Source organism: Aliivibrio fischeri (assembly GCA_038993745.2).
Classification (GTDB): domain Bacteria; phylum Pseudomonadota; class Gammaproteobacteria; order Enterobacterales; family Vibrionaceae; genus Aliivibrio; species Aliivibrio fischeri_B.
Window position 1 is genome coordinate 2057252 of the sequence record CP160629.1, and the last position, 26598, is coordinate 2083849.

Genomic DNA, 26598 nt, shown 5'->3' on the forward strand with positions numbered 1-26598 from the left:
TTAACATCAAGTATCCATATAAAAACAAAATGCAACAGAAGTTAGACATGCAAAAAAAATATCGGAAAAAATCTCAGAAAATAAAAACGCTCACTTTTAGTGCAAACACTCTAAATAATTAAAGGGTGAATATTCCCTTTTCATTTTTTATAAATACAATCCGCATCTCATTTTTCAGCCTCTGACATTTTATATGTTTACTTTTCTAAAAGACGTTAAATTAAAAACACAATTACTAGGTTTAAGTTGGATCACTATTAGCTTTTTCTTTTTAGTCATTTATATCTCATTTAAATATTTTGAAACTGCACAAAAAGAATCAAGTCTTCAAATATCAAATGCAGTAAATACAATCAATTTTGTAAATGACCAAGAAGTAACTCAACTGTGGGTTATACGTGTTCATTATTTTCGTTCACTTCAAGATAATAAATACCGTCAAACCTATACAAACGCATTAAATACTTGGTATGCCGACGTTAACAAATCATTTAAAGATGACGGTCAACAATCAACTAAAGAACGAAAAATGGCGTTTGATGCTTACTATCAACACATGACACAAACAGAAACCGTACTAGACAATTACGCTAATGGCTTAATATCAAAAAACGAACTTAGACAATGGCAAGACAAAGCAAGTATGTTAGGCATGGATGTGGTCGATAAATTAAATTTATTTACTACTGAGCTTTCTAATCGTGTTGATGATTCGATATCAAATTCTGAAGAAAAGTTTTCTTCCTTAATTACCATGTTCAGTATGATTAGTTTTCTTTTCTCTGTATTAATGCTTGCTATTTCATTTGTATTATCAAACTCAATTGTTAATCCAATTATTTCTATAAAAGATGCAATGCTGAAAATTGCAGAGGGTGATTTATCATCAAAGCAACCAGAAGATAATGGTTCAAATGAACTCGCTCAATTGACTTATAGTATAAATCAAACAGTTGATAAATTAGCTACCATAGCTCAAGGCTCCCATTCTATTGCAGAAAATGTATCTTCAGCTTCACTAGCATTAACAAACGTGATGGAAGAATCAACAGTCAATGTCCAAATTGAATTAGAGCAAATTGAGCAAGTTGCGACAGCCGTAAATGAATTATCTCAAACCGCAACAGAAGTTAGCCTTAATGCTTCTAATGCAGAAAAAGCAACCGTCAATGCAAATAATAGCATTTCAGAAGGTTACGATGCATTAGAGCGTTCAAAACACATTGCTGAAAAAATTAATGATTCGGTAAAAGAATCAGCAACGATAGTAAATCAATTGCGTGAATATTCTTCTGATATTGGTTCAGTCGTTGAAGTGATTAATAACATTTCTGAACAAACGAATTTATTAGCACTTAATGCAGCTATTGAAGCAGCGAGAGCTGGTGAACAAGGAAGAGGATTTGCGGTTGTTGCAGATGAAGTTCGAGCATTAGCGGCAAAAACTCAACATTCAACGGTTAGTATTCAAGAGATTATTTCCAAATTACAAGAACAAGCTGAGAAGGCAGATCAGCATATGACTGAAAATTCACATTTAGTCGGAGAATCTCAATTCATCGCAGAAGAAGTGAATACAACGTTCAATCAAATCTCGAACGCTGTACTTCATATTTCAGAAATGAATACACTTGTTGCAACAGCTTCTGAAGAGCAGGCGTGTGTAACTCAAGAAATAACAAAAAATATCATGTTAACTTCAGAAATGGTTAATCAAAATGCTGAGAGCATCAAAAAGAATGCTCAGGAAAGTGAAATATTAGCTCGACAGTCTGAAGAACAAAAACACCTTCTATCTTTCTTTAAAATCTAATACTAAGTATTTCTCACCATCAATGCTCACAGGAGCATTGATGGCTGAAATACATACTCGATGCAAAAGTATAAACTATTTCGTATTGAACATTTTTTTACCGCTTTTATCTTGATCAGACCAAAAATTAATATTGAATTGAGCATCGTCACTTAACTCAATACGATGCCAATATTGAGGTGGGCTTGTAGCAAACTGTCCTGCATTAATAACAACTTTAATCTCAGGTTCTGTTGCTTCTGAATTTGCAAATCCATAATAAGTGACAACCCCTTCCATAACACAGATCTGTCCGAATACATCTACAGCTGTATTATGATGAGTTAGTAGTGCCTCAGGTACATTATCTTTAGTAAAGAATGGCGTTGAACGTTGAATTGTCCAATTTTTTGGGATACGTAAATGACTCATAATATTTCTCCAAATTGTTTTGTATGATTCAAACAAAGCGAATCACTACCAATAATTTTCTGAGCTAAATTGCCCAAGTTTCCGACGTAAATGCTTTTCAAAACCTAATTCTTTTAGTGCATCAGATGTGTCTTTAACCATGTTTGGGTTACCACAAATATATAAGAAGCTAGATGTTTTACTAAGTTGAAGTTCTGCTCTCTTTTCAAGCTCTCCGTTGAGTAATAAAGACGGGATTCGTCCACATAAAGCTCCGCTGACATATTCTCTAGAAACAATTGGTACATAATGAAACCTCTTGTTATATCGTTTAGATAACTGTTCAATTCGTTGTTGATAAATCAGTTCAGACTCTGTTCTTACCGCATGAACTAACACAAAATTGTTAAAGCGTATTTCAAGTTCTGGTGTTTCTAATATCGATATAAATGGGCCAATGGCAGTACCTGTTGAAAGCAACCAAAAATCATCTGCATTTTTAGGAACTTCATCAATAGTCATAAAACCACTGGCGTCTTTACCTACAAAAATCTCGTCACCAGAATTCAGTTTTTGCAAACAAGGAGATAACTCTCCCTTCTGATCGGCTATGATCAGAAATTCCATTCGCTCTCGTCCTTCAATATGCTCAGGGTTATTTACGATTGAATAAGCCCTTCTTACCCAGTCACCTTTATCATTTAATAATGCCAACTTGGTAAACTGTCCCGCTTGATAAGCATTGATTGGCGCTTCAACAAACAGACTAAATAATCTATCAGTCCAATCATGGCGTTTTAAGACAACGCCTTTAATTAAGCCATGAGGAATTTCTGTCATAGTTCACCTCTTTTTAATTCGTTGTATTTAACTCTCTAAATAGTGGGAAAGCATTTTTAACTCGCTCATTTGTCACTACAAATCCCGTTAATTGATTATTTATGTTGTAAGCTTTAGCACACAAGCCTTGTGTATCAATATCAACAGACCATCGCTCGATATCAGTGGATGTATTGCCAGCTAACTGTATTGGATAATTAGGTGTTTTCACTTTCACCATCATATTAGGCAGAGAAAGAGCAGTATCTGTACCTAATAGTGTTTTGGCTAATGCATTCGCGCTTAATAAAATAGGTTGAAGATACGCCATAACTTTGCCTTCAATTTCCGCACAGTCACCTAAAGCATAGATATTATTAGCTGATGTTTGTAAATTTAAATCCACCACAATTCCCCGATTAACCATGAGATTTGCTTCTGTTGCTAATTTCGTATTAGGTTTTAATCCTGCTGCCGATATTACACAATCAACATAATATGAATGACCATTACTGGTTGTTACTCTGTAACCTTGTTCTTGCTTATTTACGGCTTGCACACAATCAGATAAATTGACAGTAATTCCCTTTTCTTTACAAGCTTTCTCTAGCGGTAAAGAGATAAAATCAGGCACCATATTGGCTAATAAATGGGTATTTGGTTCAACTAAGGTCACCATTTTTCCTGCATTTGCCAAATCCATTGCGAGCTCTGTACCTATTAAACCACCACCAATAACAAGTACTTTTTTAGACTCCAGTACTTTTTGTTGAATACCAGCAAATTCTTTTAGGCTATTTAACGTCAGGATATCTCCACATCCATCACCATGAAAAGGTGGAATAAATGTTTGAGAGCCTGTCGCTAAGACCAATTTTCCATAAGCATATTGCTCACCATTTGCAGTAATGGCTTGGCTCTCAGTATCTATCGACTCAACCCAAGTGTGCCTATGCAGAATGACATTGTATTGCTCAGCAAAATCCCCTCCAGATAATGTAACTACCTCTTCTGGACTTTGTTGTTTTGAAAATACGTGACTCAAATCTGGCTTGTTATAATCGTCACCGCTGTCATTCGTAAAGACATGAATCGGGCAATCATTGTTAGTTCGACGAATGGTTTTAATTAATTGGTAAGAGGCAAATCCACTACCGATAATCACTATAGGTAAATTCATGATCGTTTCTCCTAAATAATTTCCACAAATACGTCTTTACCTAAATGACATTCAGGGCATAAGAAATCATCAGGAACTGAAGACCACGGTGTATTTGGTTCTACACCTTGATTCGATTCACCAATTTCAGGGTCATAGACCCAATTACAGACCGAGCAAAGCATGCACTGTTTTGCATCTTTTGATGACGTCACTTCTGTCGCCGTTTTTTCTAGTTCGGCACTTGGTTTAACAAGAACAACCGGTTCCTCTATTGTCTGAATTTTTTTATCGACATTAATTGTATTAAATGTCGTTGTTAATGGTGCTAACGCCCACTGTTTTGCAATAAATTGTCCATGTTCTCGACATAACTGCATTGCTTTACCATCTGGACGCCATTTCGCTTTTAAACCTACTGCGGTTTCAAAACCAGCATCGGTTAAACGTGAATGGATTCGATCAACAGCACCACCATTCCAACCGTAACTACCAAATGCTCCAGCTTTTTTTGCTCTAAATCTAAGACCAGTAATCTCTTCTAACATGCCCGCAATTTTAGGCATCATTACATTATTCATGGTTGATGAACCTACAAGGATCCCTTTTGAGCGGAACACACTGGTTAAAATATCATTCTTATCTTGGCGAGAAACATTGAATACTTTGACTGCAACAGCAGGGTCTACATCGTGAATACCTTGGGCAATAGCATCAGCCATCATTCGAGTGTTGTTTGACATAGAATCATAAAAAATCGTAATACGATCTTCTTGATAATTATCAGCCCACTCTAAATATTGATGAATAATTTGAGTAGGGTTATCTCGCCATACACAACCGTGAGAAGTTGCAATCATATCGACAGGTAAATTAAAGCTTAATACTTCTTTAATTTTAGCGGTAACCAAAGCACTGAATGGCGTAAGAATATTCGCGTAATAACGTAAACATTGCTCCATCAATTCTGTTTGATCTACCTCGTCATTAAATAAACGTTCATCGCAATAATGTTGACCAAATGCATCGTTACTAAACAGAATTGCATCACCAGTTAAATAGGTCATCATGCTATCTGGCCAATGAAGCATAGGTGCTTCAACAAAGATCAATTGCTTTCCATTACCAATATCCAATGCATCACCTGTCTTAATTGGATTAAAATTCCACTCTGGGTGATGATGATGTCCGACAATGGAATCAATCGCATTTTCAGTGCAGTAAATTGGAGTACCAGGGATTTTCTCCATTAATGCAGCAAGCGCTCCTGAATGATCTTCTTCAGCATGGTTAATGACAATGTAATCAATGCTCGCAAGATCAATTTCCATTTCTAAATTTTGAATAAATTGATGACTAAAACGATGATCGACCGTATCAATAAGCACGGTTTTTTCTTCTTGAATAAGATAGCTGTTATAACTTGTACCCTTGGTCATTTTGAATTCAGTACCATGGAAATCAGATACTTCCCAATCGCGTTGTCCAACCCAGTTAACATTGTTTTTAATATGAATAGTCATTGTTTTTTCTCATTTAATTATTAGCGTTGCTATACATATTGCATCGCGCATGCCAACTTTTATCTCATTGTTTTACAAGGAAATAAAAATAAAACCACCCACAACAATGTCATTATGACAATTATTTACTTTTGTCAAAACGACACTATAATTGTCAAATTAACACTGTTTATATCTACGAGGTTTCAATGAAAAATATTAAAGATGAATGGGTTCAAATTGCATTGGATCTCACCTCTGGATTATCAAGCAAAGATCGTTTTGAACGTTTGTTATCAACGATCAGAAATGCCTTAAAATGCGATGCTTCCGCTCTTCTATTATTTAAAAATCAGTATTTTTCTCCTCTTGCTACCAATGGCTTAGACGACGATGTCATTGGTCGTCGTTTTGCTATTTCTCAACATCCTCGTTTAGAGGCGATTGCCCGAGCTGGAGACATTGTTCGATTTCCTTCAGATAGTGATTTACCTGATCCTTATGATGGTTTGATTGCTAATGAAAAAAGTCAGTTGCAGGTCCACTCATGTATTGGTTTACCTCTACTGGTTAATGAACGATTAATTGGAGCGGTCACAATAGATGCATTTGACCCTACTCAATTTGATACATTTACAAACAAAGAGTTAAGAATAATCAGTGCATTAGCAGCAACTAGCTTGCATACCGCTTTATTGATGGAAAGATTAGAAAATCAATCGGGAGAAAACTCAAATAACTCATCATTTGAGCGATCATCTGATAATCATGTTGAAATGATTGGTGAATCCCTCGCAATGCAAGAGTTGCAAGCCAACATTAACGCCGTTGCTAATACAGAATTATCCGTATTAATTACGGGCGAAACCGGTGTGGGTAAAGAACTGGTTGCGAGTGCTTTACATCAGAGATCAGCACGAGCGCAACAAAACTTAGTGTATTTAAACTGCGCGGCATTACCTGAATCCGTTGCAGAAAGTGAACTATTTGGACACGTTAAAGGTGCTTTTACAGGGGCGATCAGTAACAGAAAAGGGAAATTTGAATCGGCTGACAATGGTACGCTATTTCTGGATGAGATAGGCGAGTTATCATTGGCTCTGCAGGCTAAATTACTGCGTGTTTTACAATATGGTGATATTCAACGTATTGGTGATGACAACCATATTAAGGTAAATACACGAATTATCGCAGCAACCAACAAAACACTGAGTGATGAGGTAAAAAATGGTGATTTTCGTGCTGACTTATATCATCGATTGAGTGTCTTCCCTATTTTTGTTCCACCGCTTAGAGACAGGGGTAATGACGTCACTTTACTCGTTGGTTACTTTGCAGAAAAAAGTCGTATTAAATTAGGGGCGACAAGTATACGAATCACACCTGAAGCCATCACTTTACTTAATGACTATTCATGGCCTGGGAATATTCGAGAATTAGAGCATGTAATAAGCCGAGCTGCCGTTTTATCAAGAGCTCAAAGTGACGATTCTGATTTAGTATTATCTCCTACTCATTTCTTAATAAAAAAAGAAAACCATGCAGAAAAAAACATAGCGAATCAAATTGTTACACCACATTCAAAAAACACCAAAGATTTACGCTCTGCTACGGATGAATTTCAAACTAATTTAATTAAAAAAACATATCAAGAACAGCAACAAAATTGGGCTGCAACCGCCAGAGCATTGCAACTTGATACAGGAAATTTACATCGTTTAGCAAAACGGTTAAATCTAAAAGAGTAAAAGCAATAATAAACATATTTTTACCGATATAATTATGTGATTTTGCTCTCGGATCTGTCCCACGCATATTCTTTCTGTTAGAATCTGCCTCAAGTTTTATTAGTGGTGTTAAAGAATGTCAGACAACAGCCAAAAGAAAGTCATCGTCGGTATGTCCGGTGGTGTGGATTCTTCAGTATCAGCCTACCTACTTCAGCAACAAGGATACCAAGTTGAAGGTCTTTTCATGAAAAACTGGGAAGAAGATGACAACGAGGAATATTGTACTGCAGCCGAAGATTTAGCAGATGCGCAAGCGGTGTGTGACAAATTAGGTATTCACCTTCACACCATTAACTTTGCTGCTGAATATTGGGATAACGTATTTGAATATTTCCTAGAGGAATACAAAGCGGGTCGTACACCAAACCCAGATATCTTATGTAATAAAGAAATTAAATTTAAAGCCTTCTTAGAGTTTGCTGATGAAGTGCTTGATGCTGACTTTATTGCTATGGGTCACTACGTTCGTCGTACCTTCCCAACAGCTGAAGAAATCGCTAATGGCGTTAAACCACAAATGTTACGTGGTTTAGATTCAAATAAAGATCAAAGTTACTTCCTATACACATTAAGCTCAGAGCAAGTTGCTCGTAGTTTATTCCCTGTTGGTGAACTTGAGAAACCAGAAGTACGCCGCATTGCTGAAGAGCAAGGTTTGATCACAGCGAAGAAAAAAGATTCAACAGGTATCTGCTTTATCGGTGAGCGTAAATTCACTGAATTCTTAGGCAAATACTTACCAGCACAACCAGGTAATATCGAAACACCTGAAGGTAAAGTGATTGGTCAACACCAAGGTTTGATGTATCACACTTTAGGTCAGCGTAAAGGTCTACACATCGGCGGCACCAAAGGCGGTGGCGGTAATGAAGATCCATGGTTCGTTGGTGAAAAAGATCTAAAACGAAACGTATTAATTGCAGTTCAAGGCAAAGATCACCCATTATTGAAATCTCAAGGTCTATTGGCTTCTCAACTTCATTGGGTTGATCGCACACCAATTAAAGCACCATTGAGCTGTACGGTTAAAACACGTTACCGTCAAACTGATATCCCTTGTACTATCATCCCTGTTGATGATGAAAACATTAAAGTGATTTTTGACGAGCCGCAAATTGCAGTGACTCCGGGTCAATCTGCAGTATTCTACCTAGACGAAGTATGTCTAGGCGGCGGTATTATCGAAGAGCGTATTTAAGGAGTTAACGCGTGGCGAACACTTTATTTGACAGAACCATTGCATTTGCTGGCATTTGCCAAGCTGCAAGCTTAGTTCAAAAAATGGCAAAAGATGGTCACTGTGATCAAGAGGCGTTTGACACAGCAATTCAATCAATTCTAGAAACGAACCCAAGCAATACGGTTGCAGTTTATGGAAAAGAATCAAATTTACGAATTGGCCTAGAGTGCTTAGTTCGTGATTTTGATAATACGCCTTCAGGTAGTGAATTAACTCGTTACCTTATTAGCCTTATGGCTCTAGAGCGCAAACTGGCAGGTCATCGTGATGGCATGAGTAAATTAGGTGAACGTATCGGTACTATCGAACGCCAACTTGAGCACTTTGACATTCACGATGAACAAATGTTGAGTAACATTGCGAGCATTTACTTAGACGTGATCAGCCCAATGGGTCCACGAATTCAAGTAACAGGTACTCCATCAGTTCTTCAACAACCGATGACTCAGCATAAAGTACGAGCTCTATTGTTATCAGGTATTCGCTCAGCCGTATTATGGCGTCAGGTGGGAGGCAAACGCCGTCACTTGATCTTTGGCCGAAAGAAAATGGTTGAGCAAGCAAAAATTATTCTCGCTCGAATTTAAAAAATTAAAGCCTACTTGATTTCAGGTAGGCTTTTTCCTTTAACATTTATACATATCTAGGAGATTCACATGGAATTGTCAGCATTAACTGCTGTTTCACCTGTAGATGGTCGCTACGGAAGTAAAACAATTTCTCTACGCAGCATCTTTAGTGAGTATGGCTTACTAAAGTACCGTACTGTTGTTGAAGTTCGTTGGCTTCAAAAACTAGCTGCTACGCAAACGATTGCGGAAGTAGCTACATTAAGCGCAGAAGCGAATCAATTCTTAGATAACATCGCAGCAAACTTCAATGAAGAAGATGCAATGCGTATCAAAGAAATTGAACGCACTACAAACCATGACGTTAAAGCAGTCGAATACTTTCTAAAAGAGAAAGTAGCTGAAGTTCCAGAGCTTCACGCTATTAATGAATTCATTCACTTTGCATGTACTTCAGAAGATATCAACAACACGTCTCACGCTCTAATGCTTAAAGAAGCTCGTGATACGGTAATTCTTCCAGAAATTCGTAACGTTATTGATGCGATTAAAGCATTAGCAAACGAATACCGTGACATTCCACTTCTGTCTCGTACACACGGTCAACCAGCTTCTCCATCGACTATGGGTAAAGAAATGGCTAACGTGGCGTACCGTATGGAACGTCAATATAAGCAAATCGAAAACGTTGAAATCCTAGCTAAAATCAATGGTGCGGTTGGTAACTATAACGCTCACCTTTCTGCTTACCCAGATGTTGATTGGCACAAATTCAGCGAAGAGTTCATCACTGAGTCTCTAGGTGTTACTTGGAACCCATACACAACTCAAATCGAACCTCACGATTACATCGCTGAGCTATTTGATGCGATTGCTCGTTTTAATACTATCCTTCTTGATTTTGACCGTGACGTATGGGGCTACATTGCTCTTGGCCACTTCAAGCAAAAAACAATTGCTGGTGAAATCGGTTCTTCAACAATGCCGCACAAAGTTAACCCAATCGACTTTGAAAACTCAGAAGGTAACCTAGGTCTTGCTAATGCTATCTTTAGCCACCTAGCACAAAAACTGCCTGTATCTCGCTGGCAGCGTGATCTAACTGACTCAACGGTTCTTCGTAACCTAGGTGTTGGTTGTGGCTACGCTATCATTGCATACACATCGACTCTAAAAGGCATTAGCAAATTAGAAGTTAACCGTGATGCTCTACTTGCTGAGCTAGATAAAAACTGGGAAGTTCTTGCTGAACCTGTACAAACAGTAATGCGTCGTTACGGCATCGAAAAGCCATACGAAAAGCTAAAAGAACTGACTCGTGGTAAGCGTGTAGATGGCGAAGGCATGCGTGCATTCATCGACGGTTTAGAAATCCCTGCAGATGAGAAAGCTCGTCTAAAAGAGATGACTCCAGCTAACTACATCGGTCAAGCTATCGAGCTAACTGACAAACTGTAATCGCTACAGTAAACCATTTAAAAGGCTGGCATTTTGTCGGCCTTTTTTATTACCTTTCATATAAAACCTAAAGGCTACTAAACTTCTTCCTGTATTGATTTGGCGTCAGTTGCTTATAATCCTTAAACAAGCGATTAAAATTCGTTTGATTTCTATACCCTACTTGCTCTGCTACAATTCCAATTGGTAAACGACTGTGAGTAAGTAAATTAGCGGCGTGATTGAGTCTCAGTTTTTTCAAATATTGGCTAAAACTTTCACCAAAATGAGACTGAAATAATCGATGAATAGTACTTTCACTGGTGCAAAGATGCTCAGCTACATTCAATAATGTAATTGAGTTTTGGTAATTATCATCAATATACTGGCAAACAAGGTCAATCTTCTCTTTTCCTTCTTTATCCGAGGCCTCTTGCTTTGAAAATAGTTGAAGCGGTCTAGTCTCTTTATCAGAACATAAACAACCTAGAATCTGAATTAAATAGCCAAGATCATCAAGAATAGAATCTTTAAATAGCTTTTCAATAAATTGATAAACCTTTTCAGCTGTCGAAGTTGAAAAGCACAATCCATTACTAGAACGTTTAAATAGTTCCCCCATTCTTCTTAGCTCTGTACAACTGAATATCATATTCTCAACCCACTCCTTTGGTAGCCAAATAATATGAGATTCACATTGCAGTTCCTTTTCTTCTAACAACTCAATAGCGTGTGGCATCTTAGGGGGAATCAGCCATAATGTATTTTTCTCAATGACTCTCTCAAAATGCCCCACCATTCCCTTGGCATTATTTTTCCGAAATAGCACCAATTCATACTCATTATGAAAGTGCCAGTGACAATTTTTTTCAACACCATCAATTTTTTTATATCGCCAAGAAGAACCAATACGAATTGGAACTCGTTCTAAATTCGCTTTCATTTATTGGTACCCATTCACTAAATAATGCTAAAACATGCCTTAATAGTACTGTTTATTTCATAAAAAAGTAGGGCTTGATGGAATAGTATTAAAAGTAGATTAGTTAATGCTCTTTTTCTTACTTTCTCTTTTTACTATAGAGAAACACCAAAAAGGAGAATAATTATGAATCGAATAAAAACAATGCTTAAACAAGCCATTAATAACAATAGAAAAGAATGGCTTGCACTCATTACTTATGGATACAACATTGAGTCTAAATCAGCGTGGCAATACCTTGGCTACCAATCAAAAAATGCATATTTTTATGACCTTAAAGAAAACCTACATCAATTGCCAACAGCACTTAACAATCACTAATACAAAAAATGCCAACGTAATCTACACTACGTTGGCATTCATATATTAAAAAATAAGGGAGTAACTTACATTACGCACTCTTGCATCTCTTTGGCACTCTCTACGCCTTTTTCAATTAGACTTTGTGCATCTTCATTCGTAATTTTAGACATCACTTTGTTTAGCAGCTTCTCCGCATTTGATTCTGATGATGCTTCAACCAAACAGCTATATGCATTTGCAATGTGCTCTTGTATCTCAGTCAACGCCTTTGGATTCGTATAATCTGCATTTAATGCTTCATTAATCGACTCAGCAAACTCAGATGCAGAACCCACAGCGCCATCAAATTGATCTAAATTCAGTTCTTTAAAATCCATACTTTCTAATTTTGATTGCATGCTATCCACGGCTTGGTTTGCTGCATTTTGTGCCTTATCAATGGTTTCACTTGCATCATCACAACCCATTAAAGCAATCGAACACAACAAAGGTAATAGTATTTTTTTATTCATTTTCTTTCACCATTAAAACGTAATATAGATTCAACTACCCCTCTAAGAATAACAGAAAAGCAACAAATAGAGAGAGTTAGCGTGTGTCTAAATATGAATTATCAGTATAAACCTGCAATTGTGAACTTAACGTGAATAACAATAAGAACAAAACTTATAAAACATCCTTTGTTTTATTAAGGATTATTTATTTTCCGCCGATAAGTAAGTCTATAAATAATTATTTGGCATGGAAGGATTATGTTCAAATCAATAAAAACACGCATAGCAGTTAGCGCAGGTCTTGCAATATTCATCACTCTAAGTACAGCAATGTTTTTTACAACGGTGTCGTATAATGGGGTAAATAAAGAGATCACTCAGCAAGTATCAAATCAACTTGCTGCAAATATTGACTATAAATTGTTGTCTATCGCAGACCAACAACGTGCCGAATTAAACGGTCAATTTGCACCTGTAATCAGTAACCTAAAACAGTTACAGTCACTACTAGAACTATCAAACCAACACCAAGCAAGTGCGAGTCTTTTAGTTGAGCAATTCACTTCATCTCTAAAAATTCAAAATGAGAGCGTATTTGCTGGCTACATGGTATGGGAAGAAGAAAACTTCATTAAAGACGATTCTGAACTCACACAAAAAGCGCTCAATAAACAAGGCATATTATCCCCATTTTTCTCTCCTACAGGTTCAAGCTTTGAAGCTTTAGGTATGGATAGCTTTAACAATACGTCTTTAAATAATAATGGTGAACGTATTGATGAATGGCATCTAGCTCCTTTTGAATCTGGTAAAAGCTTTGTAATGGAACCATATTATTACAATGTAAGGGGCAACCAAGAGCTTATTACAACCATCAGCTTACCATTACTTTACAACAATAAAATTGTAGGTTCATTAGGATACGATTGGTCAATCAAAAGCTTCCAAGAGATAAGTAAAAAAGCGGCTCAATCTATTGGCATCCCTGGCGCTGTTGTATCTATCGCATCATGGAACGGTACACTGCTTTCGTTCAGTCAAAATGAAGAATTTGTCGGAAAAAAAGTTAAAGACGATTTCGCCAAAAACTGGGGACAAATCCAACAAGAAGCTCAGAATAAAACGGCTTTCTTAAAAGACATTGGCCAATTTAAAACCGCGATTGCAACGATTGAAACAGGCTCTAAACCGTGGATCGTTATGGTTTCTATACCGTCAAATGTATTACAAAAAGAGATCACCGATTTCAATACACTCAGCAATGAGTTAAGTAATAATGCCCTTTCAAACGGTCTGCTAAGCGGTGTAATTTCATCGATTATTGGTATTGTTATCATCTTTATTCTAGCAAGACAGATCGGTAATACACTCATGAATTTAACCTCTCGCTTTGAGAATATTGCTCAAGGTGACGGTGATTTAACTCAACGTATTGATATTGATTCAAAAGATGAAATTGGTCAATTAGCATTCTGGTTTAATACGTTTATCGAGAAAGTTCAAAATACATTACATAACGCTAAAGACACGGCTGAATTAGTATCTCAATCTTCAATGAACACCATGGCAGAGACTGAGAAATCACAAGTTAAACTTCAAAACCAAGTAAATGAAGTAACTCAGTTGGCAACAGCGATTAATGAAATGAGTGCAACGGCAATGGAAGTGGCTTCATCAGCCCTACAAGCAGCAACAGCAGCAAGCCAGATTCAAACAAGCAGCGAAGATGGTCAGAAGATCATGGATAGAGCTGCGGCTTCTGTTGAAGAACTCGCACAATTTATTAATGAAGCTCAAGAACAAGTGGTTAACCTATCAGCATCAAGCAATGATATTCAAAATATCTTGGCTGAAATTGGAGGTATTGCAGAGCAAACCAACCTACTTGCACTTAATGCCGCTATTGAAGCCGCTCGTGCAGGTGAATATGGTCGTGGTTTTGCTGTTGTTGCGGATGAAGTGAGAAATCTTGCTAGTCGTACGCAAACTTCAACTCAAGAGATCAATAACATGCTTGGGGTTTTACAACAAAATACTCAAAGCATTGTTACTGTAATGGATAACAGCCAAAAACAAGCATTATCAACAAAAGAAGAAACATTAATTGCACAAGAAAATCTCAAAGAGATCAGCAGTGCAATTCTGGTTGCTAATGATATGAACAATCAAATTGCTTCCGCAGCTGAAGAGCAAAGCTCAGTATCAGAAGAAATTAATCGTAATGTTACAAGCATTAATGAAGCAGCTAACGAAGTGCTGTGTGATATGCAAACATCACTAAAAGATACAGAAGAGCTAACCAAAGAAAGTCATTCATTAACTGAAAAATTGAATGAGTTCAAAACCCAGTAACATTTAAGCAATTATCCACTCTAATTAAACACCAATACTAAGAAAGGTATTGGTGTTTATTCCTCTGCTGTCATTTCTTTTTTTCATGCTACAATCCTCTTCTATTCATATATCTGAGATTTCACATGCCATTTTCTAAACTTGGGTTAAGTGACCCAATTTTAAAAGCTATCGACGAGTTGGGTTATAAAGCACCAACACCAATCCAACAAAAAGCGATCCCTGTTGCACTTACAGGTAAAAACCTAATTGCTGCTGCGCAAACAGGTACAGGTAAAACAGCAAGTTTTGTATTACCTATCTTAGAAATTCTCAGTGAAGACCCAACAAAAGTTAGAGCAAAACGTATTCGCGCTTTGATCTTAACGCCAACTCGTGAGCTTGCGATTCAAGTTGAAGAAAATATTCAACAATACAGCAAGCATATCGATATCACTTCTCTGGCTATGTACGGTGGTGTTGACTATAAAGAGCAAAAGCAACGCTTAATTGAAGGGGTTGACGTATTAGTTGCAACGCCTGGCCGTTTGCTTGATATGTACACTCAAAGAGCGATTCACTTTGATGAATTAGATATTCTGGTTCTTGATGAAGCTGACCGTATGCTAGATATGGGCTTTATCGAAGACATTAATAAAATTATCGAACGTTTACCGTTAGATCGTCAAAACATGCTGTTTTCAGCAACGTTATCAGATCAAGTTCGTTATTTAGCAAAAACAGCCATCAATAACCCAATTGAGATTTCAATTTCTCCAAAAACGACATCTTCACCACAAATTGATCAGTGGTTAACGACTGTTGATAAAGATAAGAAATCAGCGCTACTTAGTCATTTAATAAAAGAGAACAATTGGGATCAAGCACTGATCTTTATTGAAACAAAACACGGCGCTGCAAAACTAGTTAGTCAATTAGAAAAACGTGATATCAGAGCCGAAGCGTTCCACAGTGGCCGTAGCCAAGAAGCTCGTGCAAAAGTATTAAACGACTTTAAAGAAGGCAAACTACAATATTTGGTTGCAACAGGGATTGCCGCTCGTGGTATTGATATTGATGAATTAACACGAGTTGTTAACTATGACTTACCTTTCCCTGCTGACGATTATGTTCACCGTATTGGTCGTACAGGTCGTGCGGGAGCAAAAGGTGAGGCGATTTCATTTGTATCTAAAGACGATTTTAAAAACTTATGTATGATTGAAAGTCGTTTAGGTCATCTCATTGTACGTAAAGAAATTGAAGGATTTGCACCACGTAAAGAAGTGCCAATTTCAATTCTAAACTACAAACCAAAAAGAAAACCGACACCGAAAAACTGAGTTATTTAATCAGTAATCATGATACATCTAATTAAAATAAAAAAAGCTCATACAAATAGTATGAGCTTTTTATTGGTTTTTATCCATTACAATAGATGTTTTAAAGCGTGTTCAGCTCTCTCGTAACCTAAATCTATCATTTCCGCAGTACGTTCAAATTCAAATGTTCCACATGCATCTCGTGCAATTTCAACCGTAATATCTGGCGGGTATGATGCTAGCTTTTGTCTCGCAATGGTACTTTGCATCGCATCAAAGGCTTGGTTAGCAATATCATACATCCCTAAATCAATTCTTGATGTTTTTGCTGTTAAAGAACCAAAGTAGTCACTGACTTTTCTATGGAACGGTGTGTCTTCTTCTTTTGAATCTTCAGCTGAAATATTTACTTGGTTGACTTCAAAGTCATCAATACTATGACTGATCTCCCCAGCTAAGTTAACTGCTAACGTTATATCTGAATGATCACCAAACGTTGGAGCAATCGGTACTGGGTTTAGCACACCACCATCAATTAACGTCTTACCATTAAATTCAATCGGCATTAAATACAAAGGCAATGAAATAGACGCTCTAATAGCTTGTAACAAAGAGCCTTTTTGTAACCACACTTCTTTTTCATTACTGATATCAGCGGCAACCGCAGTATAAGGAATAGAAAGGTCTTCAATATGAAGATCGCCTAAAATATCCCCAAGGCGATTCATTACTTTTTCGCCTTTAATTAAACCGCCTTTCCCCCAGTTAAAATCCATTAAAGAAACAATATCTAACTTAGTGATTGTACGCATCCACGCTTCAAACTCATCAAGTTTACCTGCAGCATAAACACCTCCAACGACAGTACCAATTGAGCAACCTGAAACCGATACAATCTCAAAGTTATGCTCTTCTAACCAACGGATAACACCAATATGAGCAAGCCCTCTTGCCCCTCCGCTACCAAGAACAAGCGATACTGTTTTTTTTCTCATGGTTTTTCTCCCTTCCATGATGTGAATTACTCAGCTTTAATATCCAAAAACTGCGCATTTAGCACTTGTTGTAAATCTTTTGGCGCAAGACCAATATCTAAACCTCTTTTGCCACCACTAACATAAATGCTTTCCAGAGATTCAGCTGTAATATCAATGACTGTTTTTAAGCGCTTCTTTTGACCAAGAGGACTGACACCTCCAAGCACATAGCCAGTTGTCTTTTGAACCACAGCAGGATCAGCCATTTTTGCTTTTTTACCTTTAACCGCTTTTGCAATTAGCTTCATACTAAGTTGATCTGCAACTGGAATAATACCTACAACGAGCTCTTTTTCATCCACTTGTACAACTAATGTTTTAAATACTTCTTTTTGATCTAATCCCAACTTTTCCGCTGCCTCAAGACCATATGCTTGAGTTTTAGGATCATGATGATACTCAAGCACCTGATGTTCAATTTTTGCTTTTTTTAATAACTTTGTTGCTGGTGTCATGGTGTTACGCCTTAAAAATAATTCTATATTTTGAAATACGTTCGTTCAGGTCGCTCAAACTGCAATAAGACAGAACAGCACTCAATTCTCCTGAACCAGTTAATATTAGAAACAATGCACCTATTAAGTGCTATCTATCAATACACTTGCAAATCTTATTGTTGAAGTACTAAGGTTAGAATGCAACCTAGCCTCAATGATGGATTGATCAATATCAACTCACTCTGAAAATTGTAACCCACTCATATCCCTAACTGCAGTAATTCATATTACACCAAGAGAATATATTTTTATCCTTGATACTGCTTATAAAACTGACAACAAAGCGTATCACAATCCATTAACCTAATCTTAAAGCCTCCTCATACTCTTGATCACACCTTATGAATAATTCAGTCAATTCTGAGTTATTTTTATGGAATAGATTCTGTATCACCTCAATTATGTGGTATAAAAAGCACGCTTTCTTTTCTGATGTTTTAACTACTTCCTATAGGTTCCCGTTATTATGAAAAGCGATATTGAAATCTGCCAAACTGCGACACTTACACGAATGAAAACGATTGCGTCAAACTTAGGACTGCATGATGATGACATTACTCCGCAAGGTCCATTTAAGGCAAAAGTAAATATCGACGCCTTAAAACGATTAAAATCAGAACCAAATGGTAAATTAATTTTAGTCAGCGCCATCACTCCAACACCACTTGGTGAAGGTAAAACGGTAACCACTATTGGCCTTGCTCAAGGGCTAGCTAAATTAGGTGAATCCGTCAGTGCTTGTATTCGACAGCCATCAATGGGGCCCGTTTTTGGTGTAAAAGGAGGTGCCGCTGGCGGTGGTTATAGCCAAGTAGCTCCAATGGAAGAGTTAAACCTACACTTAACTGGTGACATCCATGCCATCACCGCAGCTCATAACCTAGCTTCTGCTGCCATTGATGCTCGTATCTATCATGAACAGCGTTTAGGTTATGACGTTTTCTCAGAAAAGAATGAGTTACCCGCTTTACGTATTGACCCTCAACGCGTGGTCTGGAAACGTGTAATGGACCACAATGACCGTGCTCTTCGCATGGTTACCATTGGCAAAAATGAAGATGGCAAAACCATTAATGGCTATGAGCGTGAAGATGGGTTTGATATTACTGCGGCTTCAGAATTAATGGCTATCTTAGCACTTGCAACCGATTTACAAGACTTACGCCAACGAATTGGTCGTATTGTTGTTGCTTATAATTTAGATGGTGAACCAGTAACGACTGAAGATTTACAAGTCGCTGGTGCAATGACGGTAACCATGAAGTTTGCGATTAATCCAACATTGATGCAGACATTGGAAGGTGTACCTACCTTTGTTCACTCTGGACCATTTGCAAATATTGCCCACGGTAACTCATCAATCATTGCTGATAACATCGCTTTAAAATTAACGGATTATACCGTTACCGAAGGTGGCTTTGGCTCAGATATGGGATTCGAAAAAGCCTGTAATATCAAAGCACCGTTATCAGAAAAATCACCAGATTGTGCGGTTTTAGTCGCAACATTACGTGGTATTAAAGCCAATTCAGGCCTATTCCCTCTATCACCAGGCCAATCGTTACCTAAAGAATTATTTGCTCCAAATAAAAAAGCATTAGATGCTGGTCTTGATAACTTATTATGGCACATCAATAACTGTGCTAAATACGGCTTGCCTGTCGTTGTCGCTATTAACCGATTCCCGGAAGACACTCAAGAAGAGCTAGATTCATTATTAAATTGGGTTTCTAATTTAGACATGAATGTCGATGTAGCAATTAGCGAAGCGTTTGTTAAAGGCGGTAACGGTACATTAGAGTTAGCTGAAAAAGTAATTAAAGCGTGTCAACAAGAGACACAATTTACTCCTTTATATACTTCTGAGATGAGCTTATTCGATAAACTTAATGCTGTGGCAATAAAAGGTTATGGTGCTGAACGAATCGAATTATCAGAAAAAGCCCAGCAACAATTAGCGGCATTTGAAAAATTAGGTTACCAATCATTATCTGTCTGTATGGCAAAAACACCTGCTTCTATTTCTACTGATGGAAATATCAAAGGTGCACCAACGGATTTTGTTGTGCCTATCAGAGAATTAAAACTCTGTGCAGGTGCTGGCTTTATCTATGCATTATGCGGAAATGTAATGACAATGCCAGGGTTACCAGAAAAACCAGCATTCATGAATTTGGACATTGATGGCGATGGTAACATCGTTGGATTAAGCTAAGATCACATAACTTAATGTAGATCATGTTCTATGTGTTACATTTACTGTTAATCTAGCTTCAACTTTTTATACAATTTTAATTATAATTTTTTGAGGTTATCCTAATGGATATGACAAATGCTCAACGCTTAATCCTTTCAAACCAGTACTACTTAATGTCTCAAATGGACCCTGCAAATGCAGAAAAGTACAAACGCCAACAACTGATTGTTGAACGTGGTTACGAATTACAAATTCGCGAGCTTGATAAAGATTTTGGCTGTATTACAGAAACAGAATGTCGTGAAATTATCGATTTCATGGAGATGTACCATGCAATGCAAGAATCTTACAATATGCTTTCTGAAGAATGCCAAGCAAAAGTAGATGCTCGCCGTCTTCAATTCTTAGGCTTTGATATTGCAACTGAAGCACAACAAGTAAACTATGTTCGTTTCTTAACAAGCTCAGAAGGTTTATACCCTCAGTTTGATAAAGCAGACCACCACTTTAATAGCCAAATGCCAATGCTTGATAAGTACCGTCGTATGCTAACAACATGGCGTAACTGTCCTCGCCAATATCACCTATGTTCAACGGAATTAGCGCAAATTTTTAACGCATAATTCAGCTAACATAAAACCAATTTGAATCCTCGCCTTTGCGGGGATTTTTTATACCCGCTATACACCCACAAAACGAATAAACAAAAAATCCTCACTGACGGATCAGCGAGGATTGAGCTTCTAACCTGATTGATAGTTAACTAAAAATCCACCCTTATAGATTAACAGTTGTATCAATATTATTGGTCAGATTAGAATTCATAGCGAAGACCTAAGTGATAGTAATCTTCTTCAGCGTTATTCCAAGTCATAACAGCTGGAGTTCCTAGTCCTGTACCATTTTCACCGTTACGCATTACGTAGCTTGTGTAAATAGAAGAGCGCTCTGTTAAGTGATATTGAACTTCTAATGTTGTATCTTTGTATTCAGTTTCATCACCACCGGTATTCTCTAATGCACGGTAGCCAGCACGAGCTGTCCAATCATCATTAATGTTATATACAGCGGTTAACTCGTAACTCTTATCTTTAGAAGTACCAGAGATACCTTGCCCTTCAATTTCATCTTGGTTGTACATAGCACCAAGTGTTAATGCATTTAGTTTATATTGAAGACCTGCACCCCAGAACGTGTAATCACGATTTGCATTGCTACCTGTATCGCCAGTGCTGTTCGCTTGATATGCTGCAATTGGAATTAATTGACCTGCATCACCCATATCAAATGTGTAACGAGCCGCAGCATTGTAAGAACCATCTTGATTAGACTCAGAGTTACCTAAAATGTAAGCAACAGACATATCAAAAGCACCAAAGCTGTTTTGATATTGAATTGTACCGTCTTGACGGAAAGTTTGAGCTGCTGAGTTATCAACAAGTTCTAACTGACGACCTAAAACCACATCAGATGCAGCAAATACATCACCTACATCAGAAAGCATGATAATGCCAGAAGCAACACGGCCGAAAGTTACTTTACCCGCTTCAGATGCATCAATACCAGCCCAAACATAACGAGGAGTAAAGCTGTTATCTGTACCACGTTGCTCTGCTGCACCAACTGAATATTCAGCCCAACCAATTACAGAAACTTTATCATTAACTACTTGAGAACCACCAAGACCAATACGTGCATCAAAATTACCAACAGCATCGCCATCTTCACCCATACCTGCACGGTCAGTAATATTGAAACCTAAACGGCTATATACATCGATTGTCGAACCATCTTCTGCTGTATATACAGTTGCAGCTGATGCTGAGCCAGCCATTAATAGTGCTGGTACCGCTAGTGCTAAAAGTGTCTTTTTCATGTTCTATACCCTATATATTTAAATTTATATTGGTTTGATGGCTCTTTTAATGAACACCAAACTCAAGAATTCTTGCATTCCATACATGTTTTCTAAATCCGTTGACAACAATCATGCAATATTAATTCGCCTCACAAAATTAATAGGAGGAATAGTTTGAAGGGGCTCAAAAACACAGCACATAAAAAAACAAAAAACATTTTAAAACATATAGATATAAAGAATTAATAAATTCAACTTTTAGGAAAATTTGCCTCCAACTTGGTTTACGTCACAAAATAACGGTTATAAAAGAGAACTTATAGTGATCAAAATCACTCTATTTTTACAACAAAAAAGGTCTTATTAGCTTCTATTAGGAGGTGTATTTGAAGTGACTCACATTATTAATTTTGAGGGTAAAAATAAATAGACCAGAATTATTTTCACTGATAGTTCTTTTTATTCAATAAACGAACCAGTACACTGCTGCTTCTCTTTAATTCTAGGTATGGTTATGTCTTATCAATGTCCTTTGTGCCAGCATGAGTTGCACTTTTCTAACAATCAATATCGTTGTGAAAACAATCATCAATTTGATAACGCAAAAGAAGGTTATGTAAACCTAATGCCTGCTCATCACAAACGTTCTAAAAATCCAGGTGATAATAAAGAGATGATGCAAGCAAGACGTGCATTTTTAGAAGCAGGGCATTACCAACCAATGCAGCAAAAAGTGGCTGATTTATGTCAACAGTATGTCACCAGCGATTCAGCCTCTTTACTGGATATTGGTTGTGGTGAAGGTTATTACACCTCCAAAATAGCAGCTCAACTGGATGGTAAAGAAGCACAGGTCTTTGGTTTAGATATTTCTAAAGTAGCTATTAAGTATGCAGCTAAAAGATATTTAAACTGTAAATTTAGTGTAGCTTCAAGCCATCGTTTACCTTTTGCAGATCAAAGCTTAGATGGCGTTGTTCGTATCTATGCTCCTTGCAAGGGTGAAGAATTGCATCGTGCAATTAAAGATGGAGGCTACCTATTTACAGTAACACCTGCAGGCCATCATCTATATGAATTACGTGAAGGCGTTTATGGTGATGTTCGCTTACACGATGAAGAACCAGAAAATATAAATGGATTTGAACTTATTGAAGAGCAGAAATTAACTTACCATATGCAATTAAATGGTACAGAAGCATTACAGCTGCTTGATATGACGCCATTCGCTTGGAAAGCAACTTCTGAGTTTAAAATGAACCTAAAAGCGTTAGAAAACTTCAATTGTAAAGCCGATTTCATGATTCGAGTTTACAAAAAATAGCCTTATCTCAAAAATAAGACACCACATAATCCTATGATAAATAAAGATTTATGTGGTGTTTTTTATTTCCCTGTCGAAAAACCCTCAAGCTTGTTCTCATTTTTAAAGCATTCCTGTCTACACTATAAAAACGCAGCGTGAAAACTTGATGTAGATCACAATACATCGATAAAACAAACTTTATCGAACTTCAAAGAGCATTATTTGGAGAGCTATTGTCTGGTCTGATACTTACATAATAATCAATATGGATGAATCTTATGAAGTACTTACTTTCTTGCGCATTGCTGCTTATCTCTTGTAACTGTTTTGCTAAATTTGATGGTCTTTACCTATCATCAGGCTTGGCTAAATCATCACTCACTCTTAACGGTGCTGAAATTGATTTAGATAACGGATTATTTATCAAAGCAGGCTACCCATTCATGCTTGCTCCAGAGTATTACCTTATTGTTGAACTTGAATACAATAAACTGGGTGATTATGAACATCATTATTCAAATGGCGCTAATTACGACAACACAGAGGTCGAAGCGAGCTCTATAGGAGCAAACTTAAAATACCAATCTTATTTGTTTGATACCGAGTTTTACCTAGCAAGTATTTTGGGTGTACATCAATATTCTTTAGATTTAATGGTTGATACGTATTCTCAAAATACGCTAAATGGAAAAACAATTACCACAACCATTACTGGTGAGAATTCAATTAGTGAAGTAGGTTTATCATATGGAGTTGAGTTAGGATACTCGCTGCCCTACTCTCTAAATATTGCAGCGAGTTATACGATGGGACGTATTATAGCTAATGGAATTGGAATCGATTTCATTACCAGTCAGGTTACATTAAGTTACGTCTTTTAAAGGAGCTTGGTGATCTGCTCTTAACTCTTTGTCCTTAACTAATGATTGTTTCAATAAGGCAGAATAAAGGGGTTGACCACCTAAAGCCTGAGCAATAAACGTTGCGCCCAATGTTGTAACCAATAAAGGTAAAATTAATTGATAATTATTGGTCATTTCTACAACAAGAATCACCCCAGTTACTGGCGCTCTAACCGTTGCAGCAAACAATGCGCCCATGCCAGCAATCGCATAAACACCAGGTTCCGCTATCCAACCAGGGAACCAAGCTGACATCACCATACCATAAGATAAGCCAAGCAAAGTGCCTAAAGCTAACATTGGGGCAAAAATCCCTCCTGGAGCACCCGATGAAAAACAAGCAACAGTCACAATCACTCGAAGAACAAAGAAGCCAACCATAAGAATCCAAGCCATTGGGCTATGAAACATTTCAGTAATGATCGCCATGCCACTGCCTGAAAGTTCGGGAGCAACTAAATGTAAGAATGAGAAGGTAGCACCAAAAGCCGCCCCCATAAGAACAATTCGAGATAATTTGTTCTGATGAAATTTCTTAACTTTACTTGTTCCTTTAAGGATCCATTTATTAAAGTTTACTCCAATAATGCCAAAGATAATCCCTAAAATAGCAAACAAGATAAGCGATCTTAGTGGTGGAACTTCAAAACTAGGGATGGTTAAAAAGGCTTCCTGTCCATGCAATGAACGCATAACGATCGTTGCAACCGCTGTTGCTAATGTCACGCATTTAATTGAAGTAATGTTATATCTAAATTGTGGTCGCATCTCTTCTACAATAAAAAGAATACCTGCTAATGGCGCATTAAAGGCAGCAGCCAAGCCAGCAGCAGCACCCGCAGCAGTCAAAATATGAGAAGAGTGACTAAATCGCTTTCCTTTACTCGCAACCATTCGACCTACCGCACCACCAATTTGTATAGAAGGCCCTTCACGCCCCAATACCATTCCAGAGCCAATAGTTAATGTACCTGCAATAAATTTAACAGGTAGAACTCGATGCCAACGAATTTCATGCGTGCCATCCAATGCGCCTTCAATGTGTGGAATACCACTACCTGCCACTTCTGGAGCAAACTTAAACGTTAACCAAAAACCTAACGCAGCCATTGCAGCACCAGCAACTACAGCACCAATTGGAGCAATAAATTCAGAATAAGGAAGTGAATCAAGAAAATGTAAGCGCTGTTCACCAATGAGTCGAATAGACGCTTCAAACATGGCAACAACGGAACCAGCAATACCGCCAACTAAAGCAGATAAAAGCAGCAGTGCATAGTAATCAGTTTGTGTGGTTAAAAATTTTGGAGTTGTGCGATGTTTAAGCATCCCACCTTGAAAGAAACGAAAATTGGGTGATTTTGGCATTTATCGAATCAACTTAGCACGTAAAGAGCATTGGCAACATTTATTAGAATAAGATCACAAATAATTATACGCTTCAGTAGCCGATAGACCCTAACCATTTACAAAAACTTAGATTGATTAAATGACCGAGATCGACCTTTGATATAAATCAAATAAATAACTTCTAGTAATTCTGTTACAAAACGAATAACAAAAATTTCTATGTGACATAAAAAACCCGCAGAATTATATAATTCTACGGGTTTCAAATAAGAGCCGAATAACAAAAAAGTTAATACAAACGGCTACCATCTGGACGAGAGCGTAGTAAGTTTAATACCCACATATATTGTTCAGGACGCTCAGTCACAAGCTGCTCAATGGCAATATTCATCGCGCGAGCATCTGTTTCTTCATCACCAGATGGAAAATCAGCAATAGCGGGTAAGGTAATAATTTCAAACTGACCCGTTTCAGAGTTATAAGATGGCAACATTGGCACTACTTTCGCTTTTGATAAGCGAGCTAATTTACCAAACCCTTTTAGCGTCGCTTTCTGAGTCGCAAAGAAAGGCACAAATACACTATTTTGAGGACCATGATCTTCATCTGGTAGGTAATACGCTAAGTAGCCTTCTTTGATCGCTTTAATTAACGGTTTAATACCCGCACTACGAGCATAGATCTTACCGCCATATTGCATTCGCTGAACGTGCATTAGCCAGTCTGTAATTGGGTTTTTCTGTGGTTTCATCATTGTGGTTACATGATAACCACGAGAAGCTAATAAGATAGCTGGAAAATCAATAGCCCATGCATGAGGTGCTAAAATAATGATGTTTTCTTTCTGCTCAAGAAGAGGAAATAAATTCTCTCCTCCCACAAAAATACCACGTTTTTCATTATGCTTACGGCTACGAACAAGCAACTCAGAAAAGCCAAGCATAACTTGAGCACCCGTAATATAAGTATCTTCAAGCAGTTTCTGTTGCTCTTGTTCTGATTTTTCAGGAAAACAGGTCGCAATATTTAACTTAGCACGCTTAATACCACCACTTGGTTTCTTAAGTACTAATTTAACGATTTTCGCTGCTAATTTGTCACGTAATCGAAATGGAATAAAAGCCAAAATAATAGCAAAACCAATCCCAAGCCACGTTGGCCAGTATCTAGGATGAAGGAATGCCCATTGAAAAGTTGGGTTATAAACGTTTTTATCGATTTTTTCAGTCATGAATTGCTTCACTGTCTCATTATTATAAGTGAGTTATGATATAACAAAGCATTGCTGATAGAAACCTAG

General features: G+C 37.4%; 23 protein-coding genes. 12 read left to right on the forward strand and 11 right to left on the reverse strand.

Going from position 1 to position 26598, the window contains the following annotated elements; translation table 11 throughout:
* Positions 1–193: 193 nt before the first annotated feature.
* Entirely contained in the window at positions 194–1813 is a 1620-nt protein-coding gene (locus AAFX60_009950) for a methyl-accepting chemotaxis protein (protein XDF77039.1), read from the forward strand.
* Positions 1814–1888: 75 nt separating this feature from the next.
* Here the strand turns inward: AAFX60_009950 and AAFX60_009955 are convergent, their stop codons facing one another.
* Genes AAFX60_009955 through norV form a run of 4 tightly spaced genes read right to left on the reverse strand, consistent with a single transcriptional unit; the run spans position 1889 to position 5704 of the window.
* Positions 1889–2224, reverse strand: coding sequence for a DUF1971 domain-containing protein (locus AAFX60_009955; GenBank protein ID XDF77040.1), 336 nt, complete (start codon positions 2222–2224; stop codon positions 1889–1891).
* Between the two features lie 45 nt (positions 2225–2269).
* Positions 2270–3043 (reverse strand): ferredoxin--NADP reductase, encoded by a 774-nt coding sequence (locus AAFX60_009960; protein ID XDF77041.1) that lies wholly within the window; start codon positions 3041–3043, stop codon positions 2270–2272.
* A 13-nt stretch (positions 3044–3056) separates the two neighbouring features.
* A complete protein-coding gene (gene norW, locus AAFX60_009965) occupies positions 3057–4202 on the reverse strand; it encodes an NADH:flavorubredoxin reductase NorW (GenBank protein XDF77042.1) in 1146 nt (381 codons plus the stop codon).
* A gap of 11 nt (positions 4203–4213) precedes the next feature.
* Positions 4214–5704: an anaerobic nitric oxide reductase flavorubredoxin gene (gene norV, locus AAFX60_009970; GenBank protein XDF77043.1), complete on the reverse strand. Its 1491-nt coding sequence runs from the start codon at positions 5702–5704 to the stop codon at positions 4214–4216.
* 188 nt (positions 5705–5892) lie between these two features.
* On the opposite strand from norV, the gene norR reads away from it, so the two are divergent.
* From norR to purB, 4 genes are all read left to right on the forward strand, one after another.
* Positions 5893–7431 carry a nitric oxide reductase transcriptional regulator NorR gene (norR, locus tag AAFX60_009975; protein XDF77044.1) on the forward strand — a complete coding sequence of 513 codons (1539 nt, stop codon included), beginning with the start codon at positions 5893–5895 and terminating at the stop codon, positions 7429–7431.
* Between the two features lie 115 nt (positions 7432–7546).
* Complete coding sequence (mnmA, locus tag AAFX60_009980) at positions 7547–8671, forward strand: tRNA 2-thiouridine(34) synthase MnmA (protein ID XDF77045.1); 1125 nt, start codon at positions 7547–7549, stop codon at positions 8669–8671.
* Positions 8672–8682: 11 nt separating this feature from the next.
* Positions 8683–9300: a high frequency lysogenization protein HflD gene (gene hflD, locus AAFX60_009985; GenBank protein XDF77046.1), complete on the forward strand. Its 618-nt coding sequence runs from the start codon at positions 8683–8685 to the stop codon at positions 9298–9300.
* 69 nt (positions 9301–9369) lie between these two features.
* Entirely contained in the window at positions 9370–10740 is a 1371-nt protein-coding gene (gene purB / locus AAFX60_009990; protein XDF77047.1) for an adenylosuccinate lyase, read from the forward strand.
* A gap of 67 nt (positions 10741–10807) precedes the next feature.
* On the opposite strand, the gene AAFX60_009995 is transcribed toward purB, so the two are convergent.
* A complete protein-coding gene (locus AAFX60_009995; protein XDF77048.1) occupies positions 10808–11662 on the reverse strand; it encodes an AraC family transcriptional regulator in 855 nt (284 codons plus the stop codon).
* A 165-nt stretch (positions 11663–11827) separates the two neighbouring features.
* On the opposite strand from AAFX60_009995, the gene AAFX60_010000 reads away from it, so the two are divergent.
* On the forward strand, positions 11828–12022 hold the full coding sequence (locus AAFX60_010000) for a hypothetical protein (GenBank protein XDF77049.1): 195 nt from the start codon (positions 11828–11830) through the stop codon (positions 12020–12022).
* 65 nt (positions 12023–12087) lie between these two features.
* On the opposite strand, the gene AAFX60_010005 is transcribed toward AAFX60_010000, so the two are convergent.
* The gene (locus AAFX60_010005; GenBank protein ID XDF77050.1) at positions 12088–12516 is read right to left on the reverse strand and encodes a hypothetical protein; all 429 of its coding nucleotides are present in this window, start codon (positions 12514–12516) and stop codon (positions 12088–12090) included.
* Between the two features lie 240 nt (positions 12517–12756).
* Between AAFX60_010005 and AAFX60_010010 the strand changes: the two genes are divergently transcribed.
* Positions 12757–14850, forward strand: coding sequence for a methyl-accepting chemotaxis protein (locus tag AAFX60_010010; protein ID XDF77051.1), 2094 nt, complete (start codon positions 12757–12759; stop codon positions 14848–14850).
* A 125-nt stretch (positions 14851–14975) separates the two neighbouring features.
* Positions 14976–16172 (forward strand): DEAD/DEAH box helicase, encoded by a 1197-nt coding sequence (locus tag AAFX60_010015; GenBank protein ID XDF77052.1) that lies wholly within the window; start codon positions 14976–14978, stop codon positions 16170–16172.
* Positions 16173–16258: 86 nt separating this feature from the next.
* Here the strand turns inward: AAFX60_010015 and AAFX60_010020 are convergent, their stop codons facing one another.
* The gene (locus tag AAFX60_010020; protein ID XDF77053.1) at positions 16259–17146 is read right to left on the reverse strand and encodes a patatin-like phospholipase family protein; all 888 of its coding nucleotides are present in this window, start codon (positions 17144–17146) and stop codon (positions 16259–16261) included.
* A 26-nt stretch (positions 17147–17172) separates the two neighbouring features.
* Positions 17173–17643: a Cys-tRNA(Pro) deacylase gene (ybaK, locus tag AAFX60_010025; GenBank protein ID XDF77054.1), complete on the reverse strand. Its 471-nt coding sequence runs from the start codon at positions 17641–17643 to the stop codon at positions 17173–17175.
* A gap of 508 nt (positions 17644–18151) precedes the next feature.
* Between ybaK and AAFX60_010030 the strand changes: the two genes are divergently transcribed.
* Together AAFX60_010030 and AAFX60_010035 are read left to right on the forward strand one after the other, a co-directional pair.
* Positions 18152–19900 carry a formate--tetrahydrofolate ligase gene (locus AAFX60_010030; GenBank protein ID XDF77055.1) on the forward strand — a complete coding sequence of 583 codons (1749 nt, stop codon included), beginning with the start codon at positions 18152–18154 and terminating at the stop codon, positions 19898–19900.
* A gap of 104 nt (positions 19901–20004) precedes the next feature.
* Positions 20005–20505: a YfbU family protein gene (locus AAFX60_010035; protein XDF77056.1), complete on the forward strand. Its 501-nt coding sequence runs from the start codon at positions 20005–20007 to the stop codon at positions 20503–20505.
* 191 nt (positions 20506–20696) lie between these two features.
* Here the strand turns inward: AAFX60_010035 and AAFX60_010040 are convergent, their stop codons facing one another.
* On the reverse strand, positions 20697–21758 hold the full coding sequence (locus tag AAFX60_010040; GenBank protein XDF77057.1) for a porin: 1062 nt from the start codon (positions 21756–21758) through the stop codon (positions 20697–20699).
* 496 nt (positions 21759–22254) lie between these two features.
* Between AAFX60_010040 and rlmA the strand changes: the two genes are divergently transcribed.
* A complete protein-coding gene (gene rlmA, locus AAFX60_010045) occupies positions 22255–23064 on the forward strand; it encodes a 23S rRNA (guanine(745)-N(1))-methyltransferase (protein ID XDF77058.1) in 810 nt (269 codons plus the stop codon).
* A gap of 260 nt (positions 23065–23324) precedes the next feature.
* A complete protein-coding gene (locus AAFX60_010050) occupies positions 23325–23927 on the forward strand; it encodes an outer membrane beta-barrel protein (protein ID XDF77059.1) in 603 nt (200 codons plus the stop codon).
* On the opposite strand, the gene clcA is transcribed toward AAFX60_010050, so the two are convergent.
* Together clcA and lpxM are read right to left on the reverse strand one after the other, a co-directional pair.
* Positions 23910–25316: a H(+)/Cl(-) exchange transporter ClcA gene (clcA, locus tag AAFX60_010055; protein ID XDF77060.1), complete on the reverse strand. Its 1407-nt coding sequence runs from the start codon at positions 25314–25316 to the stop codon at positions 23910–23912. The genes AAFX60_010050 and clcA overlap by 18 nt on opposite strands.
* Positions 25317–25587: 271 nt before the next feature.
* Positions 25588–26529: a lauroyl-Kdo(2)-lipid IV(A) myristoyltransferase gene (gene lpxM, locus AAFX60_010060; GenBank protein XDF77061.1), complete on the reverse strand. Its 942-nt coding sequence runs from the start codon at positions 26527–26529 to the stop codon at positions 25588–25590.
* Positions 26530–26598: the final 69 nt, after the last annotated feature.

Bases quoted from the DNA above. Each gene is read 5' to 3' on its own strand.
- rlmA (XDF77058.1), top strand. From the start codon at position 22,255: ATGTCTTATCAATGTCCTTTGTGCCAGCATGAGTTGCACTTTTCTAAC.
- norW (XDF77042.1), bottom strand. From the start codon at position 4,202: ATGAATTTACCTATAGTGATTATCGGTAGTGGATTTGCCTCTTACCAA.
- clcA (XDF77060.1), bottom strand. From the start codon at position 25,316: ATGCCAAAATCACCCAATTTTCGTTTCTTTCAAGGTGGGATGCTTAAA.
- AAFX60_010000 (XDF77049.1), top strand. From the start codon at position 11,828: ATGAATCGAATAAAAACAATGCTTAAACAAGCCATTAATAACAATAGA.
- AAFX60_010050 (XDF77059.1), top strand. From the start codon at position 23,325: ATGAAGTACTTACTTTCTTGCGCATTGCTGCTTATCTCTTGTAACTGT.
- AAFX60_009950 (XDF77039.1), top strand. From the start codon at position 194: ATGTTTACTTTTCTAAAAGACGTTAAATTAAAAACACAATTACTAGGT.
- AAFX60_010030 (XDF77055.1), top strand. From the start codon at position 18,152: ATGAAAAGCGATATTGAAATCTGCCAAACTGCGACACTTACACGAATG.
- AAFX60_009995 (XDF77048.1), bottom strand. From the start codon at position 11,662: ATGAAAGCGAATTTAGAACGAGTTCCAATTCGTATTGGTTCTTCTTGG.
- AAFX60_009960 (XDF77041.1), bottom strand. From the start codon at position 3,043: ATGACAGAAATTCCTCATGGCTTAATTAAAGGCGTTGTCTTAAAACGC.
- AAFX60_010035 (XDF77056.1), top strand. From the start codon at position 20,005: ATGGATATGACAAATGCTCAACGCTTAATCCTTTCAAACCAGTACTAC.
- mnmA (XDF77045.1), top strand. From the start codon at position 7,547: ATGTCAGACAACAGCCAAAAGAAAGTCATCGTCGGTATGTCCGGTGGT.
- norV (XDF77043.1), bottom strand. From the start codon at position 5,704: ATGACTATTCATATTAAAAACAATGTTAACTGGGTTGGACAACGCGAT.
- AAFX60_009955 (XDF77040.1), bottom strand. From the start codon at position 2,224: ATGAGTCATTTACGTATCCCAAAAAATTGGACAATTCAACGTTCAACG.
- AAFX60_010010 (XDF77051.1), top strand. From the start codon at position 12,757: ATGTTCAAATCAATAAAAACACGCATAGCAGTTAGCGCAGGTCTTGCA.
- AAFX60_010020 (XDF77053.1), bottom strand. From the start codon at position 17,146: ATGAGAAAAAAAACAGTATCGCTTGTTCTTGGTAGCGGAGGGGCAAGA.
- lpxM (XDF77061.1), bottom strand. From the start codon at position 26,529: ATGACTGAAAAAATCGATAAAAACGTTTATAACCCAACTTTTCAATGG.
- ybaK (XDF77054.1), bottom strand. From the start codon at position 17,643: ATGACACCAGCAACAAAGTTATTAAAAAAAGCAAAAATTGAACATCAG.
- AAFX60_010040 (XDF77057.1), bottom strand. From the start codon at position 21,758: ATGAAAAAGACACTTTTAGCACTAGCGGTACCAGCACTATTAATGGCT.
- norR (XDF77044.1), top strand. From the start codon at position 5,893: ATGAAAAATATTAAAGATGAATGGGTTCAAATTGCATTGGATCTCACC.
- AAFX60_010015 (XDF77052.1), top strand. From the start codon at position 14,976: ATGCCATTTTCTAAACTTGGGTTAAGTGACCCAATTTTAAAAGCTATC.
- purB (XDF77047.1), top strand. From the start codon at position 9,370: ATGGAATTGTCAGCATTAACTGCTGTTTCACCTGTAGATGGTCGCTAC.
- AAFX60_010005 (XDF77050.1), bottom strand. From the start codon at position 12,516: ATGAATAAAAAAATACTATTACCTTTGTTGTGTTCGATTGCTTTAATG.